The 22,825-nt window shown below is 67.6% G+C and carries 26 protein-coding genes; 7 read left to right on the top strand and 19 right to left on the bottom strand.

The genetic code is table 11. From position 1 onward, the window contains the following. Window positions 1-6: 6 nt before the first annotated feature. Window positions 7-939 carry an oxidoreductase gene (locus NDI56_RS19920; RefSeq protein WP_310921559.1) on the bottom strand — a complete coding sequence of 311 codons (933 nt, stop codon included), beginning with the start codon at window positions 937-939 and terminating at the stop codon, window positions 7-9. 78 nt (window positions 940-1,017) lie between these two features. Here NDI56_RS19920 and NDI56_RS19915 point away from each other — a divergent pair, with 78 nt between their 5' ends. After that, the gene (locus NDI56_RS19915; RefSeq protein ID WP_310921558.1) at window positions 1,018-1,266 is read left to right on the top strand and encodes a glutaredoxin family protein; all 249 of its coding nucleotides are present in this window, start codon (window positions 1,018-1,020) and stop codon (window positions 1,264-1,266) included. 21 nt (window positions 1,267-1,287) lie between these two features. Here the strand turns inward: NDI56_RS19915 and NDI56_RS19910 are convergent, their stop codons facing one another. The 4 genes from NDI56_RS19910 to NDI56_RS19895 form a co-directional block, all read right to left on the bottom strand. After that, complete coding sequence (locus NDI56_RS19910; protein ID WP_310921557.1) at window positions 1,288-1,626, bottom strand: type II toxin-antitoxin system PemK/MazF family toxin; 339 nt, start codon at window positions 1,624-1,626, stop codon at window positions 1,288-1,290. Further along, entirely contained in the window at window positions 1,626-1,979 is a 354-nt protein-coding gene (locus NDI56_RS19905; protein WP_310921556.1) for a MarR family transcriptional regulator, read from the bottom strand. The genes NDI56_RS19910 and NDI56_RS19905 overlap by 1 nt, the downstream gene beginning before the upstream one ends. Before the next feature lie 47 nt (window positions 1,980-2,026). Continuing rightward, a complete protein-coding gene (thiE, locus tag NDI56_RS19900; RefSeq protein ID WP_310921555.1) occupies window positions 2,027-2,692 on the bottom strand; it encodes a thiamine phosphate synthase in 666 nt (221 codons plus the stop codon). Window positions 2,693-2,754: 62 nt separating this feature from the next. Further along, window positions 2,755-3,381 (bottom strand): rhomboid family intramembrane serine protease, encoded by a 627-nt coding sequence (locus NDI56_RS19895; protein WP_310921554.1) that lies wholly within the window; start codon window positions 3,379-3,381, stop codon window positions 2,755-2,757. A gap of 137 nt (window positions 3,382-3,518) precedes the next feature. Here NDI56_RS19895 and NDI56_RS19890 point away from each other — a divergent pair, with 137 nt between their 5' ends. The 3 genes from NDI56_RS19890 (at window position 3,519) to NDI56_RS19880 (ending at window position 6,231) form a co-directional block, all read left to right on the top strand. Next, on the top strand, window positions 3,519-4,655 hold the full coding sequence (locus tag NDI56_RS19890; RefSeq protein ID WP_310921553.1) for a site-2 protease family protein: 1,137 nt from the start codon (window positions 3,519-3,521) through the stop codon (window positions 4,653-4,655). 64 nt (window positions 4,656-4,719) lie between these two features. Beyond that, on the top strand, window positions 4,720-5,574 hold the full coding sequence (locus tag NDI56_RS19885) for a ZIP family metal transporter (RefSeq protein WP_310921552.1): 855 nt from the start codon (window positions 4,720-4,722) through the stop codon (window positions 5,572-5,574). A gap of 81 nt (window positions 5,575-5,655) precedes the next feature. Continuing rightward, on the top strand, window positions 5,656-6,231 hold the full coding sequence (locus tag NDI56_RS19880; RefSeq protein ID WP_310921551.1) for an NADPH-dependent FMN reductase: 576 nt from the start codon (window positions 5,656-5,658) through the stop codon (window positions 6,229-6,231). On the opposite strand, the gene NDI56_RS19875 is transcribed toward NDI56_RS19880, so the two are convergent. The 12 genes from NDI56_RS19875 to NDI56_RS19820 all read right to left on the bottom strand — a co-directional run bounded on the left by NDI56_RS19875 (window position 6,228) and on the right by NDI56_RS19820 (window position 17,761). Continuing rightward, entirely contained in the window at window positions 6,228-7,103 is an 876-nt protein-coding gene (locus tag NDI56_RS19875; protein ID WP_310921550.1) for a DUF7351 domain-containing protein, read from the bottom strand. The two genes, NDI56_RS19880 and NDI56_RS19875, sit on opposite strands and share 4 nt — an antisense overlap. A 31-nt stretch (window positions 7,104-7,134) precedes the next feature. Next, window positions 7,135-7,434, bottom strand: a complete 300-nt coding sequence (locus NDI56_RS19870; RefSeq protein WP_310921549.1) for a CPCC family cysteine-rich protein — start codon at window positions 7,432-7,434, stop codon at window positions 7,135-7,137. 56 nt (window positions 7,435-7,490) lie between these two features. Continuing rightward, window positions 7,491-7,775 carry a DUF6360 family protein gene (locus NDI56_RS19865; protein ID WP_310921548.1) on the bottom strand — a complete coding sequence of 95 codons (285 nt, stop codon included), beginning with the start codon at window positions 7,773-7,775 and terminating at the stop codon, window positions 7,491-7,493. A 24-nt stretch (window positions 7,776-7,799) separates the two neighbouring features. Continuing rightward, window positions 7,800-8,597 (bottom strand): HTH-type transcriptional regulator GlpR, encoded by a 798-nt coding sequence (glpR, locus tag NDI56_RS19860; protein WP_310921547.1) that lies wholly within the window; start codon window positions 8,595-8,597, stop codon window positions 7,800-7,802. Window positions 8,598-8,823: 226 nt separating this feature from the next. Continuing rightward, on the bottom strand, window positions 8,824-8,994 hold the full coding sequence (locus NDI56_RS19855; RefSeq protein WP_310921546.1) for a hypothetical protein: 171 nt from the start codon (window positions 8,992-8,994) through the stop codon (window positions 8,824-8,826). Between the two features lie 2 nt (window positions 8,995-8,996). After that, a complete protein-coding gene (locus tag NDI56_RS19850) occupies window positions 8,997-10,127 on the bottom strand; it encodes an ABC transporter ATP-binding protein (RefSeq protein WP_310921544.1) in 1,131 nt (376 codons plus the stop codon). A gap of 5 nt (window positions 10,128-10,132) precedes the next feature. Next, complete coding sequence (locus NDI56_RS19845) at window positions 10,133-11,053, bottom strand: carbohydrate ABC transporter permease (protein ID WP_310921542.1); 921 nt, start codon at window positions 11,051-11,053, stop codon at window positions 10,133-10,135. Then, window positions 11,050-11,988, bottom strand: coding sequence for a carbohydrate ABC transporter permease (locus tag NDI56_RS19840; RefSeq protein ID WP_310921541.1), 939 nt, complete (start codon window positions 11,986-11,988; stop codon window positions 11,050-11,052). Before NDI56_RS19840 ends, NDI56_RS19845 begins: the two co-directional genes overlap by 4 nt. Before the next feature lie 27 nt (window positions 11,989-12,015). Continuing rightward, a complete protein-coding gene (locus NDI56_RS19835; protein ID WP_310921540.1) occupies window positions 12,016-13,161 on the bottom strand; it encodes a sugar ABC transporter substrate-binding protein in 1,146 nt (381 codons plus the stop codon). A gap of 446 nt (window positions 13,162-13,607) precedes the next feature. Continuing rightward, the gene (locus NDI56_RS19830) at window positions 13,608-14,759 is read right to left on the bottom strand and encodes a nicotinate phosphoribosyltransferase (protein WP_310921539.1); all 1,152 of its coding nucleotides are present in this window, start codon (window positions 14,757-14,759) and stop codon (window positions 13,608-13,610) included. Between the two features lie 178 nt (window positions 14,760-14,937). After that, entirely contained in the window at window positions 14,938-16,269 is a 1,332-nt protein-coding gene (locus NDI56_RS19825; protein ID WP_310921538.1) for an Hvo_1808 family surface protein, read from the bottom strand. Next, complete coding sequence (locus NDI56_RS19820) at window positions 16,262-17,761, bottom strand: Hvo_1808 family surface protein (RefSeq protein ID WP_310921537.1); 1,500 nt, start codon at window positions 17,759-17,761, stop codon at window positions 16,262-16,264. The genes NDI56_RS19825 and NDI56_RS19820 overlap by 8 nt, the downstream gene beginning before the upstream one ends. Before the next feature lie 75 nt (window positions 17,762-17,836). Here NDI56_RS19820 and NDI56_RS19815 point away from each other — a divergent pair, with 75 nt between their 5' ends. From NDI56_RS19815 to NDI56_RS19805, 3 genes are all read left to right on the top strand, one after another. Then, entirely contained in the window at window positions 17,837-18,409 is a 573-nt protein-coding gene (locus NDI56_RS19815) for a cysteine hydrolase family protein (protein WP_310921535.1), read from the top strand. A 1-nt stretch (window position 18,410) separates the two neighbouring features. Beyond that, window positions 18,411-18,890, top strand: coding sequence for a DUF4385 family protein (locus tag NDI56_RS19810; RefSeq protein ID WP_310921534.1), 480 nt, complete (start codon window positions 18,411-18,413; stop codon window positions 18,888-18,890). A gap of 165 nt (window positions 18,891-19,055) precedes the next feature. Further along, window positions 19,056-20,462 (top strand): FAD-binding oxidoreductase, encoded by a 1,407-nt coding sequence (locus tag NDI56_RS19805; RefSeq protein ID WP_310921533.1) that lies wholly within the window; start codon window positions 19,056-19,058, stop codon window positions 20,460-20,462. A 17-nt stretch (window positions 20,463-20,479) separates the two neighbouring features. On the opposite strand, the gene NDI56_RS19800 is transcribed toward NDI56_RS19805, so the two are convergent. Continuing rightward, window positions 20,480-21,316, bottom strand: a complete 837-nt coding sequence (locus tag NDI56_RS19800) for a DUF8155 domain-containing protein (protein ID WP_310921532.1) — start codon at window positions 21,314-21,316, stop codon at window positions 20,480-20,482. A gap of 269 nt (window positions 21,317-21,585) precedes the next feature. After that, complete coding sequence (locus NDI56_RS19795) at window positions 21,586-22,758, bottom strand: MFS transporter (protein ID WP_310921531.1); 1,173 nt, start codon at window positions 22,756-22,758, stop codon at window positions 21,586-21,588. Window positions 22,759-22,825 lie beyond the last annotated feature (67 nt).

Below are 22,825 nucleotides of genomic sequence, written 5' to 3'. Positions count from 1 at the left end.
GTTCGGTTACCCGAAGTCGTAGCTGACGCCTGTCAACTCTTCGGACACCGTCCACAGCCGCTCGGCGTCGGCCTCGTCTTGCGAAGCGGCGTTGGACGTCTGGAACTCGGGCGCGCCTCGCATGTCCAGGAACCCGCCCGGGCCGACGTACTCGCCGCCGATGACGTCGTCGCTGACGGCGGCGTACAGCATCGGCAGCGCCCCCTGCGCGGCCGACTGCCCGAACACGGCGTTGGCGACTTTCATCACGCCCATCCGGACGCTCGACCCCATCTCCCGGGGGCCGCGAAACTGCAGGTCGGTGTCCGCGTAGCCGGGGTGGCAGGCGACGCTGACGACGTCCGCGTCGGCCTCGCGCAGCCGCCGCTGGAGCTCGTAGGCAAAGAGGAGATTCGCCAGTTTCGACCGGCCGTAGGCCGACCACTTCCCGTAGTCCCGCTCCGACTGCAGGTCAGAAAAGTCCATCTCGCCGGCGGTGTGGGCCTGCGAGGACTGCGTGACGATACGGCTCTCGCCCTCGCTCGCCCGGAGCGCCGACAGCAGCTGCCCCGTCAGCGCGAAGTGGCCGAGGTGGTTCACGCCGAGTTGCATCTCGAAGCCGTCGGCCGTCTCCTGTCGCGGGATGGCCATCACGCCGGCGTTGTTACAGAGCACGTCGATGCCGTCGTAGGTCTCGATGGCCTCCTCGGCGAAGGCCGCGACGCTGTCGAGGTCGGCCAGGTCACACACGTGGACGTTGAGCGCGCCGCCCCGGACGGTCCGGCGGATATCCGTCGCGGCCGCCTCGCCGCGCTCCGCGCTCCGACACGCCATCACGACCGTCGCGCCCGCGTCGGCGAACGCCTTCGCCCCCTCGTAGCCGAGGCCGCTGTTGGCCCCGGTGACGACCACCGTCTCTCCGTCCATCGCCGGCATCTCGTCGGCGGTCCAGCCTGACATACCCCGATTTGGGACTGCAGACACAGAAACCCCTCGCAATCTGTACGCCTTTGTCGCTCGGGCCCGTACCGCCGGGCGATGAGCGACGTTTCGGTCACCGTCTACACCCGCGAGAACTGCCACCTCTGTGCGCAGGCCGTCGACACTATCGAACGCGTCGCCGACGAGGAAGGCGTCGCAGTCGATATGGACCTCGTGGACGTGGACACGGACGAGGAGCTCCGGGAGGAGTACGGCGAGCGCGTGCCCTACGTCCTGCTGGACGGCTCACCGGCGTTCAAATATCGGGTGGACGAAGCGCGGTTGCGCCGGAAGCTGACGGAGTGAGCAGCACTGTGAGAACCGGCTTCACGTGTTCGTAGTCGCGGTGTACCCATGGAACGCTTCGATTACCGTCGCGACGAGCGCAGCGTTCAGAACTCCCTGTTGTCTGTCCAGGTCCCGATGCTTGAGCGTCGCCGTGTACCACGGCGAGACGTACGACTGCTTCTGGGACCCGCCTCGAACCCAGGCGTCCTCGGGGACGGCGATTCCCGACTCGTGCTTCTGTGTCGTCATCGCAAGTCCGATACACTCGGTATCAGCGAACGGCTGTGTCCCGTCGCTGACGACGACCCACGGTCTGTATGCGGGCCCCGATTTATGCGGTGCCGGGCCCCACCAGACCTCCCCCTGTTCGTCGCTCATCACTCCGTCTCCGCGTCCACTCCTGGTCCCCACTCGTCGGGGTCCTCGGGTCCGAACCGTTCGGTGACGGCCCGTGCGACGCCCATCGAAGCGAGTGTCGTCTCCACGTCGTCTGCATCACCGATGGCCCAGTAGTCGCCCCGGTGGCGAACGAGGTCGCGACCTTCGAGCCGCGAGAGCACGACACCGACGCTCCCGCGCGCGACGTCAGTGGCCTCGTGTATCTCGCTGGGCGTGTACGCCCGGTCCGGATGGGCCCCGAGAAACCCGAGTATCTCCTCGGCGTTCGTCGGGCCGCCAGCACGGAGTTCTTCGACCGGTCCCTCCTCGAAGCGGTCGATGTCAATCGGCATAGCCGGACGTATGTAATCGAGTGTAATAGCTGTAATGGCGACCGCACTCACCGCTGGCTCGGACCGGACGTCCGCTCCCGCTTCCCCTCGGCGACCGCCTCACCCAGCGACGCCGTCGCCGCCCCGGGGTCGTCGGCCCGCGTAATCGCGGTGATGACGGCTACGCCGTCGGCGCCGGCCGCGGCGACCTCGCCGGCGTTCTCGGCCGTGATGCCGCCGATGCCCACGAGGGGGATGTCGACCGCGTCGGCTATCTCGGCCACGCGCTCGGGTCCCACGCCGTGGTCCGCCTCCGGGATGTCGTCTTTCGACTGTGTGCGGTAGACGGTCCCGACGCCGAGATAGTCGGCACCGGCGTCCGCGGCGGCCTCGGCGGCCTCGACCGTCGACACCGAGCGGCCGATGACGGCCTCGGCGCCCAGTAGCTCGCGGGCGACCGGCACCGGCAGGTCGTCGTCGCCCAGATGGACCCCGTCGGCGTCGAGCGCCCGTGCGAGGTCGACCCGGTCGTTGACGACGAAGGCGACGCCGGCCTCGCGGCACTGCGCCCGTATCTCCCGGCCCATCTCGTAGCGCTCGCGGACGGTGCGGTCTTTCTCGCGCAGTTGCACGACGCCGACGCCCCCCTCGATGGCGGCCGCGACGATTTCGCGGGTGGTTCGTCCCGCCGACAGCGACTCGCCGGTCACCAGATAGACGCTCCAGTCGGGCATAGCTGTTCGTGGGGCCGTTGCGGCCCTGACTCTTTTGTCTCCGCCGTGCCCGAACTCGTCTGTCACCGGCCGATGTTTCTCGGAACCGAGCGCGCGTCGCTCTCGCGGCCGCCCTCGCGCTCGCTGAAGACGTACATCGCTTCGATGGCCCCGCCAAAGAGGAATCCGAGGAAATGCGAGAAGTCCGCAATCCATCTGGGACCGGCCAGTATCACGATGAGAAAGAAGCCGGTCGCGAGCGGTATCATGAGGCCGGCGACGACGGTCTGGACTGTTTCGAGCGATGCGTCCTGCAGTGCGTAGTCAGTCGACCGCACGAGCGCGGCGGCGGCGACTCCGAAGACGACGCCGCTCATGCCGACCGTCGGCCCCTGAATGAGGATACCCGTCGCCGTCTTTCCGACCCCCACGGCGATAACCAGCCAGAGGACGTGGCGGTTGCTCGTCAACCACGTCAACACGATTCCGACGGGGAGCCACAGCCGCATGTTCCCGGCGTAGTGGCCCCAGCCAGCGTGAAAGAGCATGTTTACGGTGTAGTTGAAGGGGTTGAACAGGTAGGGGACCCCAGGTAGCCCGAAGACGTCGTCGAACCGGACGCCGTTGGCCGCGAGCACCCCGCTCACCACCGCGACGCCGACGACCGTCACCGGAACGTACCCCACCAGCCGCCTGACCGAGAGCTCCATTCGCTTGCCAGTCGCTTCTGTCCGCCCGCTTGAATTCCTTTCGCCTTTTTCGATGTGAGAATAGCCGTTCGCGTGCCCGGCTCGACTCACGGTCCGAGTGCCGAAACTATTACTCCCGTCGTGCCGTCCGTCCCCACGTGCGAAACTTCCGCGTCGCGACGATATGGGGTATCCCGATAAAGATCAACATCTCCTTGCTGGTCTTTCTACCGGTGCTTGCGTGGCTCATCGGCAGCGGCACGCAAATCGAGACCTACGCCGGCGTCGTCGGCGCCCTCGCCGGAACGGAACTGGACCTCTCGGTCCTGCGGGCCGGTTCGACGCCGTGGCTCATCGGGACACTCGCCGCCGTCGGTCTCTTCGCCAGCGTCACGCTGCACGAACTGGGCCACGCCTGGGCGGCGATGCGCTACGACCTCGAAGTCGAGTCCATCACGCTGTGGATTCTCGGCGGGCTGGCCAGTTTCAAACAGCTCCCCCGGGAGTGGAACCGCGAGCTCGCCATCGCCGTCGCGGGGCCGATAACGAGCATCCTCACCGGCGTGGGCTGTTACGCCGCACTGCTCGTGTTGCCCGACAGCGCGCCGGTGCTCCTGTTCGTCGTCGGCTGGCTCGCCGTGACGAACATCATCCTCGCCGTGTTCAACATGCTGCCGGCGTTCCCGATGGACGGCGGGCGGGTCCTGCGGGCGCTGCTGGCCCGGAGTCGCCCCTACGCCTCCGCGACGCGCATCGCGGCGCGCGTGGGGACCTACTTCGCGATTCTGTTCGCCGTCTTCGGCGTAATTTCCTTTTCGCCGCTGCTGCTCTTGCTCGCGCTGTTCATCTACGGCGCCGCGAGCGGTGAGTCACGGACCGTCGCACTGGCGGACCTGCTCGAAGGCCTGACCGTCGGCGACATCGCACGCCCGACGCGGCTCACCGTCGACGCCGACGCCACGGTCGAGGAGCTGGTCGACCTGATGTTCGCCGAGCGGGCGACGGAGTTCACCGTCACGCAGGGCGGCGAGGTGGTCGGCGTCGTCACCGTCGCCGACTTCCGCGAGCTCTCGACGGCCCAGCGAGAGGCCGATACCGTCGCGGACCTGATGCTGACGGACCTCCCCCGACTGGACGCGGCGATGTCCGCCTTCGACGCGCTGGTCGAACTCGACACCAATCGGGCGACTGCCGCCCTCGTCGAGAGCGCCGAAGGGACCCACGTCGTCTCCCGCGAGGACTTCTCCTCGGCGATGGAGATGCGCCGGCTGGCACAGGCCGACGGCCCGTTCTGACGCAGTCGGTCCGAGCGCCCCGCTGCCGGTAGCTACAAAACCCCGGGTCACACACGACTGGACGATGCAGTCCGGATTCACCGAGACGATTACGTCGCTCGTCGGCACGGACGCGCTAGTGTTGGGGCTGCTGGGCGGGCTCGTCATCGCCGCGATGAACCTCTTTGGGGCGTCGCTGGTGCTGGTGTGGCGCAACCCCTCCGAGCGCGCCCTCGACGCGGCGCTTGGCTTCGCGGCGGGCGTGATGCTCGCGGCGGCCTTCACGAGCCTCATCATCCCCGGCATCGAGGAGTACTCCGGCGGCAACCCGGTCCCGACGCTCGTCGGCGTCGGTCTCGGCGCGCTCTTTCTCGACCAGGCCGACCGCTTTCTCCCCCACGCCCACTATCTACTGACCGGGAGCAAGCGCGAGGACGCGGCCCGGCCCAGCGAGTCGCTACCCGTCGACGAGGAGCGGCTCGCGGGCGTGGTCCTCTTCATCCTCGCTATCACGCTCCACAACATGCCCGAGGGGCTGGCCGTCGGCGTCGGCTTCGGCGCGGCGGCGAGCGACCCCAGCCAGCTCGGCGCGGCCGTCTCGCTGATGCTCGCCATCGGCATCCAGAACATCCCCGAGGGGCTGGCGGTGTCGGTCGCCGCCATCAACGCGGGGCTGGACCGCCGCCTCTACGCCGTCGTCGCGGGTATCCGTGCGGGTGTGGTCGAGATACCCCTCGCCGTTCTGGGCGCGGTCGCCGTCGCTACCGTCGAACCGCTGCTCCCCTACGCGATGGGCTTTGCCGCGGGCGCGATGCTTTTCGTCATCTCCGACGAGATAATCCCGGAGACACACCGGAGCGGCTACGAGCGGGTGGCGACCCTGGGGCTGATGGCCGGCACTATCGTCATGCTGTATCTGGACATCGCGCTCGCGGCGTAAGCCGAACTCAGTTTCAGTAAGGCGGCCAACAGAACTGTCGTTCTGCGAACAGTAATGTGGCTCCCGCGGCTGGCTACACGTATGCCACCGAAGCAACCGCGACCGCTGGTCGTCGGCGTCGTCGGGAGTCTGAACGACGAGAGTGTCACTCGCATCGCCACGGAACGGGCCCTCGAAGCCGCCCGACAGCGCGGCGCTCGCACCGAACTGCTGGACCTGCGGGCGGTCGCCCTCCCCACGTTCGACCCGAACGCGGAGCCGCCGGCCGACGTGGCAGCGCTGACCGACCGCATCGAGGCCGCCGATTCGGTCGTCCTCGGGACACCGATGTACCACGGCTCCTACAGCTCGCCCCTGAAGACGCTGCTCGACTACTGCGGCTTCGACGAGTTCGACGAGACGACTGTCGGCCTGCTGGCCGTCGCCGGCGGCGGCTTCCCGCTGCCCGCCCTCGAACATCTCCGGGCGGTCTGTCGCGCCCTCGACGCGTGGGTCCTCCCACACCAGGCGGCCGTCACCGACTCCCACAGTATCGGCGACGAACTCCCCGAGGGCGACCGGGACCGGGTCGACGAACTCGGCGAGCAGGTCGTCGCCTACGCGGCTATCGACCCCAGCCCGCCAGCCGCGGACGCTCCCGTCCCGACCGACGACTAGTCGAACCGCGTGACGGTGCCCGACTCGTCGAGGACGGCCACGCGCTCGGCGTCGCCGGCGGTGACCGTCACCGCGACCTCCCACGGGTCGTCGTTCCGAACCGCGACGGCGCCGGGGTCGACGACGAACGGGAGCTCCCAGAGCGGGCGCTCGCGGAGGTCCACCCCGTGCTCGTAACAGAACCCCAGGACTTCCGGGTGGTCGAGCAGTATCGCCCCGGCCGGCACGTCGGCGTGGTAGCTGCACTGCTCGCAGTCGAACCCGACCGTGACGGGATGGCCCCGGACGGCGACCGCCTTCGGCGGCGCGTCGTCCCTGACTCGGACCTCGACGTGGCCGGAACACACCGGACAGACGTCGGCGCGGGCCCGCGCCCACGTCGAGCGCGCCACCCGGTCGAACGCCCGCCCCAGTTCGTCGCCGCTGCGGTCGACCAGCCCGCCGGGGTCGAAGGGGTACCGGAGGTGTCGCCGCCCACACGCCACGCAGGCGACGCGGCCGCCCCTGATAGTCTCGTAGGTGAACGCGAGGCCGCCGCCACAGTCGATACAGGACCCCGAGAGGGGCTCGCGCTCGACCCCGTGTTGCTGGTGGAAGGCCCCGTCGTGGATGGCGTCGACGACGCGGTGGCCGGGGTAGGTCAGCGCGTAGGCGCCCGAGCCGGTCTTGGCGACGAAACGGCCCTCCAGCTTCGAGAGGTGGTAGTTGAACTTCCCGCTGTCGCGCTCCCCGACGCGCTCGCGCAGCGCCGAGAACGAGAGGCGCTGTTCGTCGGCGTCACCCAGCTCGCGCAGGATGCCGATACGCAGTTCGTGGCCCACCAGCCCGAACGCCGCCTCCGGCGAGATGTCCGCCCGGTCTTCCTCGACCATACCGGCGTGTGTGCCGGGCGACTAATAGGTCCTACCTGTCGTAGGGCCAGTTCGGGTCCCGGTCGAACTCGTCCGGGTCGAGACAGCTCCCGGCCTCGTCGGGCGTGCAGGCGCCGTATTCACGAAAGTTCTCCCGGGCTGTCGACAGGGAGACGTGGTTGCTCTCGCCCACGTAGTCGTCGTCGCCGAACTGCGTCGGGTCGTCGAGCCAGTGACAGACCGGACAGACCTCGTAGGACCCCGGCTGTCCCTCCGGCAGCGTCTGATAGCCACAACACGGGCAGTACCCCAGTTCCCGCGCTGCGGGGTTGCCGGGCGTGTCGGTCGACATGTGCCGTGGTATGGCACGACACATCAAAGAACTACCGGGTCGTTCGACGGACCGCCTCACTCGGACTGGGCGGCCTCTACCTTGTCGGCGTGTTTCTCCAGTTCGGCGGCCATCTCGCGGGCCTGTGCCGGCGTGAGTGTCACCTTGTCGGCGTGGGGTTTCACGCTGTCCAGTTGGGTGTTGTCCAGTTCGAGCTGGAGGGAGACGTGGTCGGGGTTCTTCTTCGGCGAGGTGACGTTCAGCACGGCCAGGGCCTCCTCGTCGAACCCGTGGCCCTCTATCTCGCCGTCGAGCAGGTCGAAGGTCGTGTACGCGTTGACCGTCATGATTCGGTCTACCATATGCCTGCTTTCGGAGGCGCCGACTTAACGACTGTCCGTCGACCGCTGGGTTCCGTTCGCGTTCAACACGTCGAGGACCTGTACGTTGGCACGGTCGAAGACGGCGCGCATCTCCTCGCTCAACGGGGCGTCCGTCACGAATATGTCGACGTCCTCGACGCTCGCGAACTCCCTGAAGCTCTGTCGCTCGACTTTGCTCCCGTCCGCGACGAGGATGACGAGCCGCCCGCCGTCACACAGCAGGGACTTGATGCGCGCCTCGTCTTCGTTGGAGACCGAGAGCCCGCCGTCGGACTGGATGGCGTCCGTTTCGAGGAACACCACGTCGAAGTTCGTCTTCCGGAGATACGACTCGGCGCTCGGGCCGACGAGCGCGTCGGACGTTCGACGGAGCGAGTCCCCGACGACTTTCACGTCGCCACAGGTCTCACGGAGCTCGAACGCGTTTTCGGGTGAGTTCGTCGCCACGAGTAGGGTGAGCGACTCCGGGAGGACCTTCGCCACTTCCATCGTCGTGGGCCCGGTGTCGAAGAACACCGCGTCGCCGTCGCTGAGTTCGCCGACGGCGCGCTCCGCGATTGCCCGCTTGCCGCTCGGGTTCGTGACCGTCTCCTGTGCCTGTGTGCGGCCGGTGCTGCCGTTCGATGCCGGGAGAGCCCCGCCGTGGAACCGCTCGATGAGACCGTCCTCGGCGAGGGACGCGAGGTCCCGTCTGATCGTCGCACCGGACACGCCGAACTCCTCGGTGAGCTCCTCGACAGTGACTCTGTCGGAGTTGTTCACCATTTTGGCGATCCGTTTGCGTCGTTTGTCTGGCAACATGTCTACTGGCGAATCTGCTCCTTCCGTGCCGACACCGCACAGCGACGGACGGACGTGTGCGACTCAGCGTCGTTTGCGCGTATCACCGTGTACCCCCCGAGACCGGCGTCCGAACGCGGCTTCGCTCGACCCGAGCTTCACGTATCATCGAGATATCCGGGCGTTTGGAGCGACCGCTGGTAACTGATAATACTGTGGTACCAGTGATAAATACTGTGTCTCATGACTACGTGAGTAACCCGAACAGCGTCACGACGACGGTGCCGATGCTGCTCACTATCGCGCCGCCGTAGACTCCGGTCGCGTAGTTGGACGCGGCAATCACTGCGAGTCCGAGGGCGATGGCGAACACGGCGAGCGTCGTCGGAGGGGCCTCGCGAAGAGTTTCGGTCTCCATTGTTAGACCGTGACTTTCTGTTCGGGTTTCGAGTCGTGTGTCAGCGACTCCCCGGTCTCCGGGTCGAAGTACTGCAGCGAGTCTCTGTCGAACCGGAGGTTCACGCTGTCGCCCCGCTCGACCACCGTGTCGGGGTCGACGGCGGCCTTGATGTTCTGGCCGGTGTCGAGGCTGAGTTCGAGTATCGTCTTCTCGCCCTGTGGCTCGACGACGTTGACGGTCGCCGGGTGGACGTTCGCCGGGACGCCGTCCTTGTTCAGCGCGATGTTTTCGGGCCGGATGCCGAGGACGACACGGTCGTCCAGATAGGGCGTGAGCGGGTCGATGAACTCGTCGGGCACGTCGTGCGTGTCCCCGCCCAGTTCCAGCAGGAACTTCCCTGTCGAGGACTCTTCGAGGGTCCCTTCGAGGAAGTTCATGCTCGGTGAGCCGAGGAAGCCGGCGACGAACATGTTCCGCGGGTTCATGTAGACGTGTGTCGGTTCGCCGACCTGCTGTATCTGACCGTCGTCCATGACCGCGATCTGGTCCGCGAGCGTCATCGCCTCGACCTGGTCGTGCGTGACGTACACCGTCGTCGTCGACAGTTCGTCGTGGAGCTTGTTCAGCTCCGCGCGCATCTTCACGCGGAGCTTCGCGTCGAGGTTCGACAGCGGTTCGTCCATGAGGAACACCGCCGGGTCACGGACGATAGCGCGACCCAGCGCGACCCGCTGTTGTTGCCCGCCAGAGAGCTCGGCCGGCCGCCGGTCGAGCAGGTCCTCTATCTGTAACAGTTCGGCGGCCTCCTGGACGCGGTCAGTGATGACGTCTTCGGGGGTGCTGTGCTGTTCGAGACCGAACCGCATGTTCCCGCGGACGGTCTTGTGCGGGTACAGCGCGTAGTTCTGGAACACCATCGCGATGTCCCGTTCGTAGGCGCGTCTGTCGTTGACGACGTCTTCGCCGATGTGGATATCGCCGTCCGTCGCCCGCTCGAGTCCCGCGATGAGACGGAGGGTCGTGGTCTTTCCACAGCCCGACGGGCCCACCAGCACGGTGAAGCTCTCGTCGGGAATATCCAGCGAGATACCGTCGACTGCCGTGACGTCGTCGAATTCCTTTACAAGTTCGGTGAGTTCTACGTGTGACATGATTGTTACTCCTTGACCGCTCCCTGCGTCAGTCCGCTCACGATGTACTGCTGGAAGAACAGCCCGAACAGGATGCCGGGCAACGCAGCTATCATCCCTCCGGCGGCCAGATGCGCCCAGTCGACGAAGTCGTCCGCGACGAACAGCGACACCGCAATCGGGAGCGTCTGTGCCGACTCGGAGGACGTGAGGACCAGTGCGAAGACGAACTCGTTCCACGAGAAAATAAAGGCGAGAATGGCCGTCGCCGCGATGCCGGGCTTGGCCATCGGGAGAATTATCTTGAAGAACGCCTCCCAGCGCGAGCAGCCGTCGATTCGGGCCTGCTCGTCGAGGGACTCGGGGACGCCGTCGAAGTAGTTCTTCATTATCCAGACCGCGAAGGGGAGGTTGAAGAAGGTGTACGTGAGTATCAGCGCCAGGCGCGTGTCGTACAGGCTCCCCGTGAGTCCCCCGATGAGCGGCGGGCTCGACATGATCTGGAAGAACGGGACGATGAGCGCTATCGGCGGAATCATCCGCGCGCCGACGATCGACAACAGGAGCGTCTTGTTGCCCATGAAGTCGTGCCGGGAGAACGAATACCCCGTGAGCGTCCCGAGCGTGACACAGACGATAGTGGTCGTTATCGCCACTATCATACTGTTCATCGTGTAGAACTCGAAGGGCCGGTTCGTGAAGATGTCTACGTAGTTCTGGACCGTCGGGTCCCGTGGGAAGAAGGTAATCGGGAGTGACAGCACCTCACTCGTCGGTTTGAGGCTGGTAATGAAGATGTAGTAGATGGGGAACCAGATGACGACGAGATAGATTCCGAGCAGCAGGTACGTTCCCAGTCGCTCGCGCACGACGGACGGCCACTCGTTTTGCGTCTCCAGTCCCAGCGACCGACGGATGCGGTTGAGTCTCGATTTTTCCGTGCTCATGCTTCGTAGGGTGATTCGCCGAATATCTTGTACAGCGTGGCCACGATGGCGAACGTCACGGCCAGTAGAACGACGCCCAGCGCCGCGCCGGAGCCGGGCGAGTTGAACACCTGTGCAGTACGGTACAGCCAGGAGGCCCACACCTCGGTGGCCTTCCCGGGACCGCCACCGGTCATCACCCAGACGAGGTCGAGCGCGCGGATGTCGAAGATGATGCGGATGGTCAGTGCGACCAGAATCGACGGTTTCAGGAACGGATACGTGACGTTCCAGAACCGCGACCAGCGGCTCGCTCCGTCCACCTCGGCGGCGTCATACAGCTGCTCGGGGACGTTCTGGAGCCCCGCGAGCAGGATGATGATGATAAACGGTGTGAACACCCACACGTCGGCGATGATGAGCGCGACCATCGCCAGCGCCCCGTCGGACAGAAACGGGATGTTTCCGCTGATGATGCCCAACCGTTGTAATAGCCCGTTTATCGCGCCGAAGTCGGCCTGGAACATCCAGCGCCACATGAGGCCGCTCATCACGTAGGGCAGAATCCACGGGACGATTACCGCCGTTCGGAACCACCCTCTGCCCTTGAGGTCCTTGTTTAGCAGTATCGCGATACCCAGCCCGAGGAGAAACGAGATCGTCACGCTGCAGCCGACGTAGACGACCGTGTTTCTGGTGAAGGCCACGAAGTCCGGATTGAAGAGACCGAACGCCGCGTTGCTGCCCTCACGCGCCAGTATGAGCCGCCTGAAGTTCCGGAGGCCGACGAACTCCATCTCGTTTGTGACGGGGTTCCGGAACTGGAAGCTACTGATGAGCAGCTTGGCGGTCGGATAGACGATGATAGCAGCGATCCACAGCAGTGTCGGCCCGACGGTCAACGGGACGAACAGCTTGTCGAGTTTGCGCCGCCACTCTTGCCTTTCTGTTGACATTATGGGTGAAGAATCGGAGCGACTCTCTCAGATGAGGCCGATATCCTGATACAGGTTCTCGATGTTGCTTTGCGCGTCGCTGAGGGCGGTTTCGGGGTCCTTGTTCCCGAGCAGCGCCGTCGTGATCTGCTCGTTGAGGAAGTCGTCGACCTGTGGCTGTGCCATGTACGTCTCGCTCTGGGCGTTTTCGAGGTTGAACCGCATGTCTTCGAGCAACCAGGACGGGTACTCGTCTTTGATCTCTTGGTCGTCGTAGACGTCGGGCACGACACAGGGGTTGCCCTCGACGAGCATGTTGTTCTTACAGGACTGTCGGGTCGTCATGAAGCGGGCGAACTGCTGTGCGGCGTCTTTGCGCTCGGAGAACGCCGAGATGCTGATACCGTTCGTGTCCTGGAACGTCGCGCGGCCGCCCGGCCCTTCGGGCGGTCGAGCGCTGCCGACGCGCCCCTCCTCCCACTCCTCTATCGCCCGCGAACCGAGCGGTGTCCACGACTCGACGGTGGCGTACTGACCGGCGACGAAGTTGTCACCGATGCCACCCTCGCCGAGACTGGATATCCCGTCCGGAATGATGCCGCGCTCGCGAAGGTCACTGAAGAACTCGAGGGCTTGCACGCCCTCCTCGCGGAACACCGGCTCGTTGTTGTCGTTGAACAGCTGGCCGCCGGCCTGGTAGAGGAACTGCTTGAAGCTGAACACCGATTTGTCCGCCCAGGTGAACGCGAAGCCGGACTTCTCGCCCTGTGAGAGCTGCTCGCCCTGACTGAGCACCTCGTCCCAGGTGCCCGGCGGGGAGTCAAAGCCCTGCTGTTCCAGATACTGCTGGTCGTAGAGATAGGTCCCCCACTTCCCGAACTCGGGGGCCATGTACGTCTGGTCGTCGAACTGGACCAGGTCCACGAGCGGGTCGGGGAACTTGTTCATGTGGTCGCTGTCCAGGTCGATCGGTTCGAGCCACTCCGAACTGACGAAGTCCGCCAGCCACCACGTCGGACCGTTGAACACGTCGACCTGGCTGTCCTGATTCCGCCAGATAGTGGTGAGGCTGGTCTTCAGGTTGCTCCACGGCACTTCGTTGACCTCGACGGTGATACCGGTCTCTTGCTCGAACCGGTCGATGTTCTCCGCCGTTCCGGGGTCGAACTCCAGCGACCCGGAGTTGTAGAACACGATTTTGTCGGACGTGGACTCCGATCCGCTCCCCGTGAGACCACCACAGCCAGCGAGCGCGACAGAACCGGCAACGCCTGCGCCTTTGATGAACCTTCGCCGAGTTCGATTACCGTTCTTTTGCATACAAATGTGCACAAAAACTGCACACATTATAAATCATGTGGTTAGTTGACTGATATTGTTCACGGCAAATATTACCTGACAACGCAGTAAAAAGCAGCATAATGCGGTTATGAAGCATTTAATCGACGGTTCTGAGAGCGGGGTCGATAGCGAGTGGGACTTTTCACCGTAGCGCCATGAGCATCTTTGCTCATCAGGTGCACAAATTGTCCGTTGTTGGTGCACATTTTCCGAAACGGAGTGGACACCTGTCGCTCAAAACACCGGTCGCAGTGCGGCGTGCACGGACGGTCGCTGCGGACGAACCGCGTCTCCGGGCTCTATTCGTCGCCGAATCCGACGGCTGTCGCGTCCGTTCGCGCGCGACCCGCGGCCGCGTCGAGGTCGAACTCGCGGACGATTTCGCCGTCCCGAAGCAGGGGTTCCATGAGCGACTCGGCGTCGTCGGGCCCCTCGCGGTCGGCCAGCCCGATGTGGTGACCGCCGTCGGCGGTCCGGTAGACGGACTTCTTGCCGGTGAGCTTCCCGCGCTTGGCCGCGGGCTCGCCGTCGACTTCCACGATGTCGAGTGCGAAATCGAGCGGGTCGGCGTTCGAGACGTAGCTGCCGACGCCGAAACCGTCGGCCACGTCCCGCAGCTCCCGGAGCTGTGCGGGTCCGAGCCCGCCGGAGCAGAAGATGTCCACGTCCTCGTGGCCGTGTGCGTCCAGCGACCAGCGGACCTCCCGCGCGATGTGGCGGAAGTCGCCCCGGCGCGAGCCGGTGGTGTCGAGACGCACACCGGCGAGGTCTTCGACCGCCTCGGCCGCCCGCAGGGCCTCGTCGACCTCGTCGGAGTAGGTGTCGACCAGCGCGATGCGCGGGGTCGACTCGGGGACGGCCTCGTCGAAAGCCCGCCACGCCGCCTCCTGCTCGCCTCGGCCGAAGCAGATCAGCAGCGCGTGGGGCATCGTCCCGCCGGCCTCGCGGCCGAGGATGTCGCCGGCCGCGACGTTCGAGAAGCCGTCGAACCCGCCCAGCAGCGCCGCCCGCTCGACCATCGCGCCCAGCGACGGGTGGACGTGCCGGGAGCCAAAGGACAGCACCGTCGAGTCGGGGGCCGCCCGCCGGGCTTCGAGCGCCCGCGTGGCGACGCCGGTCGGATGGGAGAGCAAGCCGAGCAGGGAGGTCTCCAGCCGCCCGAACTCCCGGTAGGACCCCTCGATTCGCAGCACGGGTCCCCCGTCGAACAGCGTCCCCTCGGGCAACGCATCGGCGTCGAGCGAGTGGCCCGACAGCAGCGTCGCGGCGTCTTTTAATCCGGCCAGCAGGTGCCACTCGCCGGTGGGGAACTGGTCGGCCGTCACCTCTGCGACCACGTCCGGGTTCCGTCCGGCGTGGTCGAGCGCCTCGACTGTGCGGTCGAAGTACGCGTCAGTCGCCCGCCCGGACGCGATTGCCTCGGCCGGGACGATGTCGAATTCCTCGGTCATTACCCCGGTCTTAGCGCGGCGGTGGAAAAAACGAGCGGGTGACGGACACCCCCGACGACCCGACCGCGGAGACCCACAACCCTGAGCCGAAAGGGCCGATTCGAGAGCGGAGCCGTCCCCGCAGTCTGGCTGCTCCGCCGTGTCGCTGTCTGCCGCCCTCGACCCAAATACGAGCGCGTCAGCCACCCGAACGGTGAATTCCGCTCAGGTCGTCGACGGTCGGCCCGTTGACGATGCGGACGGTCCTCCCCGACCGAACGATACGGAACGCGTCGGCGAACTCGCTGTCTTCCGGCACCACGTAGACGTTCCCGCGCGGGTTGCGGGCGTCGTGTTCCCCGGTCAGCGCACCGCGATAGGCGTTCGCGAACTGCCGGGCGTCGCGCTCGCTGTCCCAGCGGCTCTCCCAGACGTAGCCGCCGCCACCGTCCCCGTTCCGGTAGGGCACGACCGTATCGCCGGCCCACCCCTCGGACGGGCGGCTCACGAAGCTGTAGCGGTCGGCGGCGGTCCGGTCGTTGTGGTACATCGTCGCGAAGATGGAGGCCTCGCCGACGGTGTCACCGACCGGGTCGCGGTCGAAGCGCTCCCACTCGGCGTTCGAGCGGTCGGCGACGGTCACCTCGACGGGCGTCTCGCCGGGGTAGCGCTCGGGGTGAATGACCTGCTCGGAACTGTCGGGGTAGTCGTCGTGGAGCGCGTCGACGGCGCCCCAGCCGCCCCGGTCGTAGACGGTGTCGATAAAGCCCGGCCCGCTGACGTAGGGCTGGATGATGACGGTGAAGACGCCGGAGTTCTGCCCGCCGCCGCTCCCGCCGCCCCCACCGTCGCTGTCGGGCCGCTCGATGCAGCTCCAGCCGTTCCGACACCGCTGTTCGTAGGTCCGCTGGACGTAGTTGGCCTCGCCCTCGACGACGCCGTTTCTGGACAGCTGGGTGTCCTGTGTCTCGGGCGACCCGTCGAGCCCGAACTGCTGGTCCTGCAGGGCGTGGACGAGCTCGTGGGCCAGCGTCCCCCGGTCGATGACCGGCGTGTCCGAGGGGCTGACGACGACGATGCGGTCCTCGCTCGGGGAGTAGTACCCCAGCACCGAACTGTCCCGCGTGTCGCTGATGGCCTCGTCGCTGCCCTCGGACTCGCCGACGAGCAACAACGACTCCCACACCTGGTCGTTCCACGGGTCCCCGCCGGGGCCGGCGCCGCTCCCGTTCGACCGCGAGCGGTCGCGGTACTCGGCCCGCGAGACGACTTCGACCGGGACGGTCGAGGTGAACTCCCGGTCGCGGATGCGCTCGATCCGGGCCATCGTCCGGGCGGTGACGGCCTCGCGCTCGCTCTCGTTGAGCCCGTCGCTCGTCGTCACGTCCACGGGGTCGTCGTACCAGTAGCCGTTCTCCCAGCCGATGGCGTCCCCGCCGCGTGGCTCCTCGGGATGGCCGACGAAGGGTATCGAACAGCCGGCCAGAACCACGCAACCAACCGCGAGCAGGAGGACGAGCGCCCTACGCATCGTAGAGCTCGGTCAGTTCGGCCTCGGTCGGAGCGTTCACCACGGTGACAGTGTCACCCTCGACGTGGACGGCGAGCGCGTCGCTGAAGGGGCTCCCGGGTTCGACGACCCAGTTCCCGTCTGCGGTCCGGCTCCCGCCCCAGTGCTGGATGACCCGCTCCCACGTGGACGCGAACCGCGCCGCGGCGGTGTCGTCCGACCACGTGGTCCGCCAGACGTACCCGGTCTCCGAACCGTTAGTGTAGACCTGCATGCGGCCCCCCTCCCAGTCGCGCGTCGCGGGGAGGTCGTAGTTGTACGGGTCCGTGCGGTCGAGCTGGCCGCCGTCGAAGTTGTAGAACTGGCTCGGGCTCACGACGGCCGCCGACCGGTTGTAGCTATCGCCCATCGTGTACCCCATCGACGCGGCGATGGCCGACGGGCCGACGGTCGCGTAGTCGGGCCGGTCGCGGTCGGCCGACGGTCGCACCTGCGTCCACTCCTCGCCCGGCGTGGCCGGAATCGTCACCGCGCGCGGCTCCCACTCGGGGTAGTCGGCCGCGGTCGTGACCTCGCGAGCGCCGTCGGGCACGTCGTCGTAGGCGGCGTTCACCGCCGCCCAGCCGCCCCGGGCCCGGAGGTCGGAGACGAACGTCGACCCGTCGCTGTACGGGAAGTACACCAGATAGAAGACGCCGTAGTGGGCCGGTCCGCCGCTCCCGCCGCTCCCGCCGGTCGCCTCGGTGACACACGTCCACTCGGCCCCGCACCGGTCGGTGTACAGCGTGTCGACGGTGCGGGCGTCGCCCTCGACGAGCCCGTTGCGCCCCTGTACCGCGTCGCGCGTGCTGGCGTTGCCGTCGAGCCCGAATCGCTGGTCCTGCAGGGCGTGGACGAGCTCGTGTGCGAGGGTTCGCTCCCCGATTCGGGGCGTCTCGGAGTTCGTGACGATGACGATGGCGTCCCTCGACGGGCTGTAGTACCCCTGGACGCTGTCGCCGAGCGTGCTCTCCTGGGTCTCGATGGAGCTTCGGTCCTCGCCGACGAGGAACAGCGCCTCGAACTTCGCGTTGTCGAACGTCCGCAGCGAGTCGCCGTAGCTCCCGTTGCTACTGTTTGCTCGATAGGCCGACCGGGAGACGGTCTCGACGGGAACGCTCCCGTCGAACTCCAGCCCGCGGACGTGCTCGACGCGGGCCATCGACCGGTTGACGACCGCCGACAGCTCGCTCTCGTTGAGCCCGTCGGTGTTGTTCACCGCCAGCGGGTCGTCGTGCCAGTAGCCGTTCTCCCAGCCCAGGCGGTCGGTCGCGGGGTCCGGGCGGACGCTCCGGCGCTCCGTGGCGTTCCCCGAGCGCTCGGTCCCCTCGCCCACCGCCGGCGTGACGACTTCGTCGGGCGTCTCGGTCGCGTTCGGCCCCGGCGTCGCACTGTCCGTCCCCGGCCCCAGCCCCTGACAGCCCGCAAGCAGGAGGGCCACGGCACAGAGTACGGCAGTAAACTCACGTCGCATTACCGGACTCTCGGTGGGCACGGTGAAAAGTCGCACGCCCGAACATTCGTACGTGTCGCGGCCGAACAGTCGCGTATGGAGCTGGACCCGACACGGACGGCCCTCGTGGTCGTCGACATGCAGAACGGTTTCTGTCACCCGGAGGGGAGCCTCTACGCGCCCGACAGCGAGGCCGCCATCGAGCCCGTCGCCGGACTGGTCGAGCGGGCCCGCGACGCCGGTGCCAGCGTCGTCTTCACCCGCGACGTACACCCGCCCGAGCAGTTCGAGGACGCGCACTACTACGACGAGTTCGACCGCTGGGGCGAACACGTCGTCGAGGGCTCGTGGGAGGCCGAACTCGTCGACGAACTGGTCCCCCGGGAAGACGAACTGGTGGTCGTCAAACACACCTACGACGCCTTCCACGAGACGCAACTGGAGGGGTGGCTCGACGCCCACGGCGTCAAAGACCTCGTCATCTGCGGGACGCTCGCGAACGTCTGCGTCCTCCACACCGCGTCCAGCGCGGGGCTGCGGGACTTCCGCCCCGTCCTCGCCGAGGACGCCATCGGCTTCATCGAGGAGGGCCACCACGAGTACGCGCTGGACCACGCCGACTGGCTCTTCGGCGAGGTGGCCGACCGGGACGCGGTGACGTTCGCCTGAGATGGGCGGCCCCGTCCGCGGCGAGGTCCCCGAGGTCGGTGACGGCCCGGAGTACGACCTCGATTTCCGAGCCCACCCCGAGCGCTACCGACACACGCCCGACGAACAGGGGGCGTTCAAGATCGAACCGTACAAGAGCGAACTGCTGCCCGACTGGACCGTCAGCGACCTGACGCCCGCCGCCGAGGCGGCCCAGACCATCCACGACCGGTACCGGAGCTACCGGGACGACGGTGAGTTCGTCGGGATGGACATGGCCCGAAAGTACCTCCAGATGGGGTGGACGCGGGCGATGCGCTACGCGAAGTACCCCGGCGGGCGGAAGTACGACGACGGCGAGGAACGCGAGCCCGAGCGGTGGTACGACACGGAAAAGCGCCGCATCGCCCGAATCTACCGGTTCCACCTCGACCGCGTCCGTGCGGACCCGGCCTACGCGCGGGCCGTCGACGCCCACCGCGAGCGCTACGGCGGGGACTGAGGACTGCCGCCGCTCTCGTTCCCGTTCGGCTAGCCCGCGACTGCCGCTGGGCCCGATGGCCGCAATCTCCGACCGCAGACGCGTTACCGTATCACCCGCGGATGTCTAGGGAAACGCCATAGCGTGTTATGTGTTGTCACACTGTACTGTCGAGTGGTGAACACGATGTCCCTGTCAGCCAGCGCGCCGCCCGACGAGGCGGCCCTCGACACGCTTCGAGCACAGGTCAGGGGTACGGTGCTCGTTCCGGACGACGAGGGGTACGAGGAGGCCCGGACGGTCTGGAACGCGATGATAGACGCACGGCCCGCGGTCGTCGCCCGGGTCGCGGGGGCCGCGGACGTGATGGCCGCGGTCGCCTTCGCTCGCGAGCACGGGCTGGAGCTCGCCGTTCGCGGCGGCGGCCACAACGTGGCCGGCACTGCGGTCGCCGACGGCGGCCTCGTCGTCGACTGCTCGCCGATGGACTCCGTCCGGGTCGACCCCGACGCCAGGCGCGCGTGGGTCGAACCCGGGGCTCGTATCCACGACGTCGACGTGGAGACGCAGGCACACGACCTCGCGGTCCCGGCCGGCTTCGTCTCCACGACCGGCATAGCCGGGCTGACGCTGGGCGGCGGTTTCGGCTACCTCTCGCGCAAACACGGCCTGACCGTCGACAGCCTCCGCTCGGTTGAACTGGTGACCGCCGACGGCGAGTTCGTCCGGGCCAGCGAGGACGAGCACTCGGAGCTGTTCTGGGCGCTCCGGGGCGGCGGCGGCAACTTCGGCGTCGTGACGGCCTTCGAGTTCGACCTCCACGACCTCGCCTCGCCGATACTGGCCGGTCCGGTCGCGTACCATCTCGACGACGCCCCGGCGGTGCTGCGCGAGCTGACCGCGGCCGTCGACGCGGCCTCCGACGAGGTCGCCTGCCTCGTGGCCATGCGGCAAGCGCCGCCGGCGCCGTTCCTCCCCGACGACGTCCACGGTGCGCCCGTCCTCCTCGTCGTCTTGCTGTACGCAGGTGACGTGGCGGACGGCGAGGACGCGCTCGCCCCGCTCCGGGCCATCGGCGACCCCATCGCGGACGCTGTCGGCCCGAAACCGTACGCGGTGTTCCAGACGGCGTTCGACGAGGCGTCGGCTCCCGGGGCCCGGAACTACTGGAAAGCCCACTACCTCCCGAGGCTCTCCGACGCGGCTATCGACGCCATGTGTGGCGCCGCGGCCGACATCGAGTCGCCGGAGACGACGCTGGGTATGATGGCGATGGGCGGCGAAATCGCCTGCCGGCGGGCCGACGCGACGCCCTACCAGCACCGCGACGCCGAGTGGGCCGTGAACATCCAGTCACGCTGGCGCGAGGCCGACGAGGACGACGAGCACGTCGCCTGGGCCCGCGACGCCTTCGACGCGCTCACGCCCCACGCGACCGGCGGCGTGTACGTCAACTTCATCAGCCGCGACGAGCGCGAGCGCGTCCACGACGCGTTCGACGCGGAGACCTACGAGCGCCTCGCGGCGGTCAAGGCCGAGTGGGACCCAGAGAACGCGTTCCACCGCAACCAGAACATCGAGCCAGCGGGGTGAGCCGGCCGCTCGCGGCCCTACGACGGCGCCCGCCGCTCGACGCTGACCGTCACCTGTTCGCCCACGGCGAGGTCGACGCCCTCGCCGACCAGTTTCACGCCGGCGTCGTCGCGCGAACAGAACAGCGCCACGCCGGTGACGGGCTCGCCGTTCGCGAGCACGTCGAGGTCGTCCCACGCGACGGTGCGCCCCTCGGCGACGCCGACCCGCTGACCCGCTAGTCGCGCCGTCCCGCCGCCGTCGCCGCCGAGCAGGCCGCCCCAGTCGTAGTGCGACAGACCGCCGTCGAGGACGCCGGCACCACCGTTCCCGCCCGCCAGCCCGACGAACCGCTCGCCGGGCGCGGGATGGGCTGGCGAATCGAGGCGTGCCCACGTCTCGCCGGCTTCGACGACGATGCCGGTGCCGTCCCACGCCAGCGGTTCCACGTCGACACCCGCCTCGACGGGGAGCGAGCCCCCCGCTCGGTAGGGGTTCGCGTCGTGCGAGCGAAAGCCCAGATGGACGTGGTTCGGGACCCACGGCGCGAAAAAGCCCGCCCGGACGAGTCCGCCGAGGTCGTCGCCAACCGCGACGCGGTCCCCGGGTTCGACCCCCGGTTTCACGTGGAGCAGGCGCGCGACGTGGTCGCCGGTGTCGACCAGTATGAGATAGTCGTGTTCGGCGGCGTAGGCTTTCGGCGGCGCCCGAACCGTCTTCGTGTCGACCACTTCGCCGGCGACCGGTGAAGGGGCCCGCGCTCCCTCCGGGTAGAGGTCTATCGCACACCCCCTGTCGTGGGCGGCGAAGGGGGAGTTGTACAGCGAGAAGCGGTAGTACTGTTCTAGCACCGCTCGCGGGACGGTGACGGCCATTGCCGTCGGTTGGGCACCGGCGAGCATGTGCCTGTCGTCCGAGGGTTCATCAGCGATGCCGAAACCACGGTCGCGTATGCGCTGAGTACCGCCGCGACGGGTCCAGCGGGAGCGCGACACAGCCCGTCGCGACGCGCCGTGTCGCCTGTTCGATTCAGTACCACGTACGCGAGGATTCCGCAGTGCGTACAGCCCGCTCTACCCACGGTAGCTGCCGACTGCGGACGGGCCGCTCCGGCGTTCGACTCACTGCGAGCGGCGTTCTCACGTCACGCCGTCCGCCACAGCGCGACCACGCCGGCCACGAGCGCGACGCTTCCGCCGACGAGCAGCGCGGGACGGTAGCCGACGCGACTGCCGGCGGCGGCGAACCCGACCGGACCGACGGTCGCGCCCAGCGAGACGACGCTCGTCCGCAGGCCGAACACGCCGGCCCGGTAGCGCGCGCGGGCCATCCCGCTGACGAGCCCGTCGATAGCGGGTAACACCGCGCCCTGACCGGCGCCCACCGCGAGCGTGCCAAGCGTCACGACCAGCGGCCCCGGGGCCAGCCACACGGTCAGCAGGCCGACACCGTAGGCGCAGTAGCCGGCGGCGACGAGCTGGGCCGGCGCGAGCCGCGTGGCCAGCCGGCCGCCCGAGAGGGCGACCGCGGCCGTCGACAGCGCGGCGGCCGAGAGCACGACGCCGATGGCCAGCGGCGGCTGGTCAAACGAGTCCGCAAGCAGGAACGGGACAGCGGTGAGAACGCCCCCGAACAGCAGCACGTAGGCGGTAAAGGAGGCGGCGAAGACGGTCGCCGCGGTGCGTCGCGGGAGCGTCCCGACGCTGTTGCGGAGATACGCCAGCCCGTTCTCGCGGGTGGTGGCCGGCGGATCGTCGAGCCGTCGCAGCGCCCACAGCGCAACGGGGAGTCCGACGGCGTAACAGAGGAACGGGGTCTGCCACGAGCGCGCGCCGAGCACGCCGCCAAGCAGCGGGTACACCGCTGCGCCGATGGAGATAGCCGCGGCGTTGGCACCGAGGGCTGCGGCGCGCTCTACGCCCTCGAAGGTGTCGCCCAGAAGCGTCACGCTGAGGCTGAACACGCCGCTCGCGGCGACACCCTGTCCGGCCCGGAGCAGCAAAATCGCGTCGAACGTCGTCACCGCGGCCACGGCGAGCCCACACAGCGAGTACAGTGTCAGACTCCCCACGAGCACTGGTCGGCGGCCGTAGCGGTCGGCCAGCGCACCGGCGACCGGCGAGAGGACGATGCCCGGCAGCGTGTAGACCGTGATTATCAGGCTCGCCTGTTCGTCGCCGACGCCGACCGCCGAGGCGATGCTCGGCAACAGCGGGCTGACGAGCGTGACACCGAGCACGCCGACGAGCGTACTCACCAGCGCGATGCGGAGTACTCTCGACGCCCACGGCACGCCGCCGGTCGGTGTCGTCGTCACATGGGCCCCCTCGCTCGGACGAGGGAAACCGCTGCTGTTCCGGCACAGCGGTTTTGCTCGCCCACAC

The sequence above is a fragment of the Halomicroarcula saliterrae genome (assembly GCF_031624395.1).
In the GTDB taxonomy this organism is placed as follows: Archaea; Halobacteriota; Halobacteria; order Halobacteriales; family Haloarculaceae; genus Haloarcula; species Haloarcula saliterrae.
Note: the sequence above shows the minus strand (reverse complement) of the source record. Positions and strands in the feature narration are given on the sequence as shown.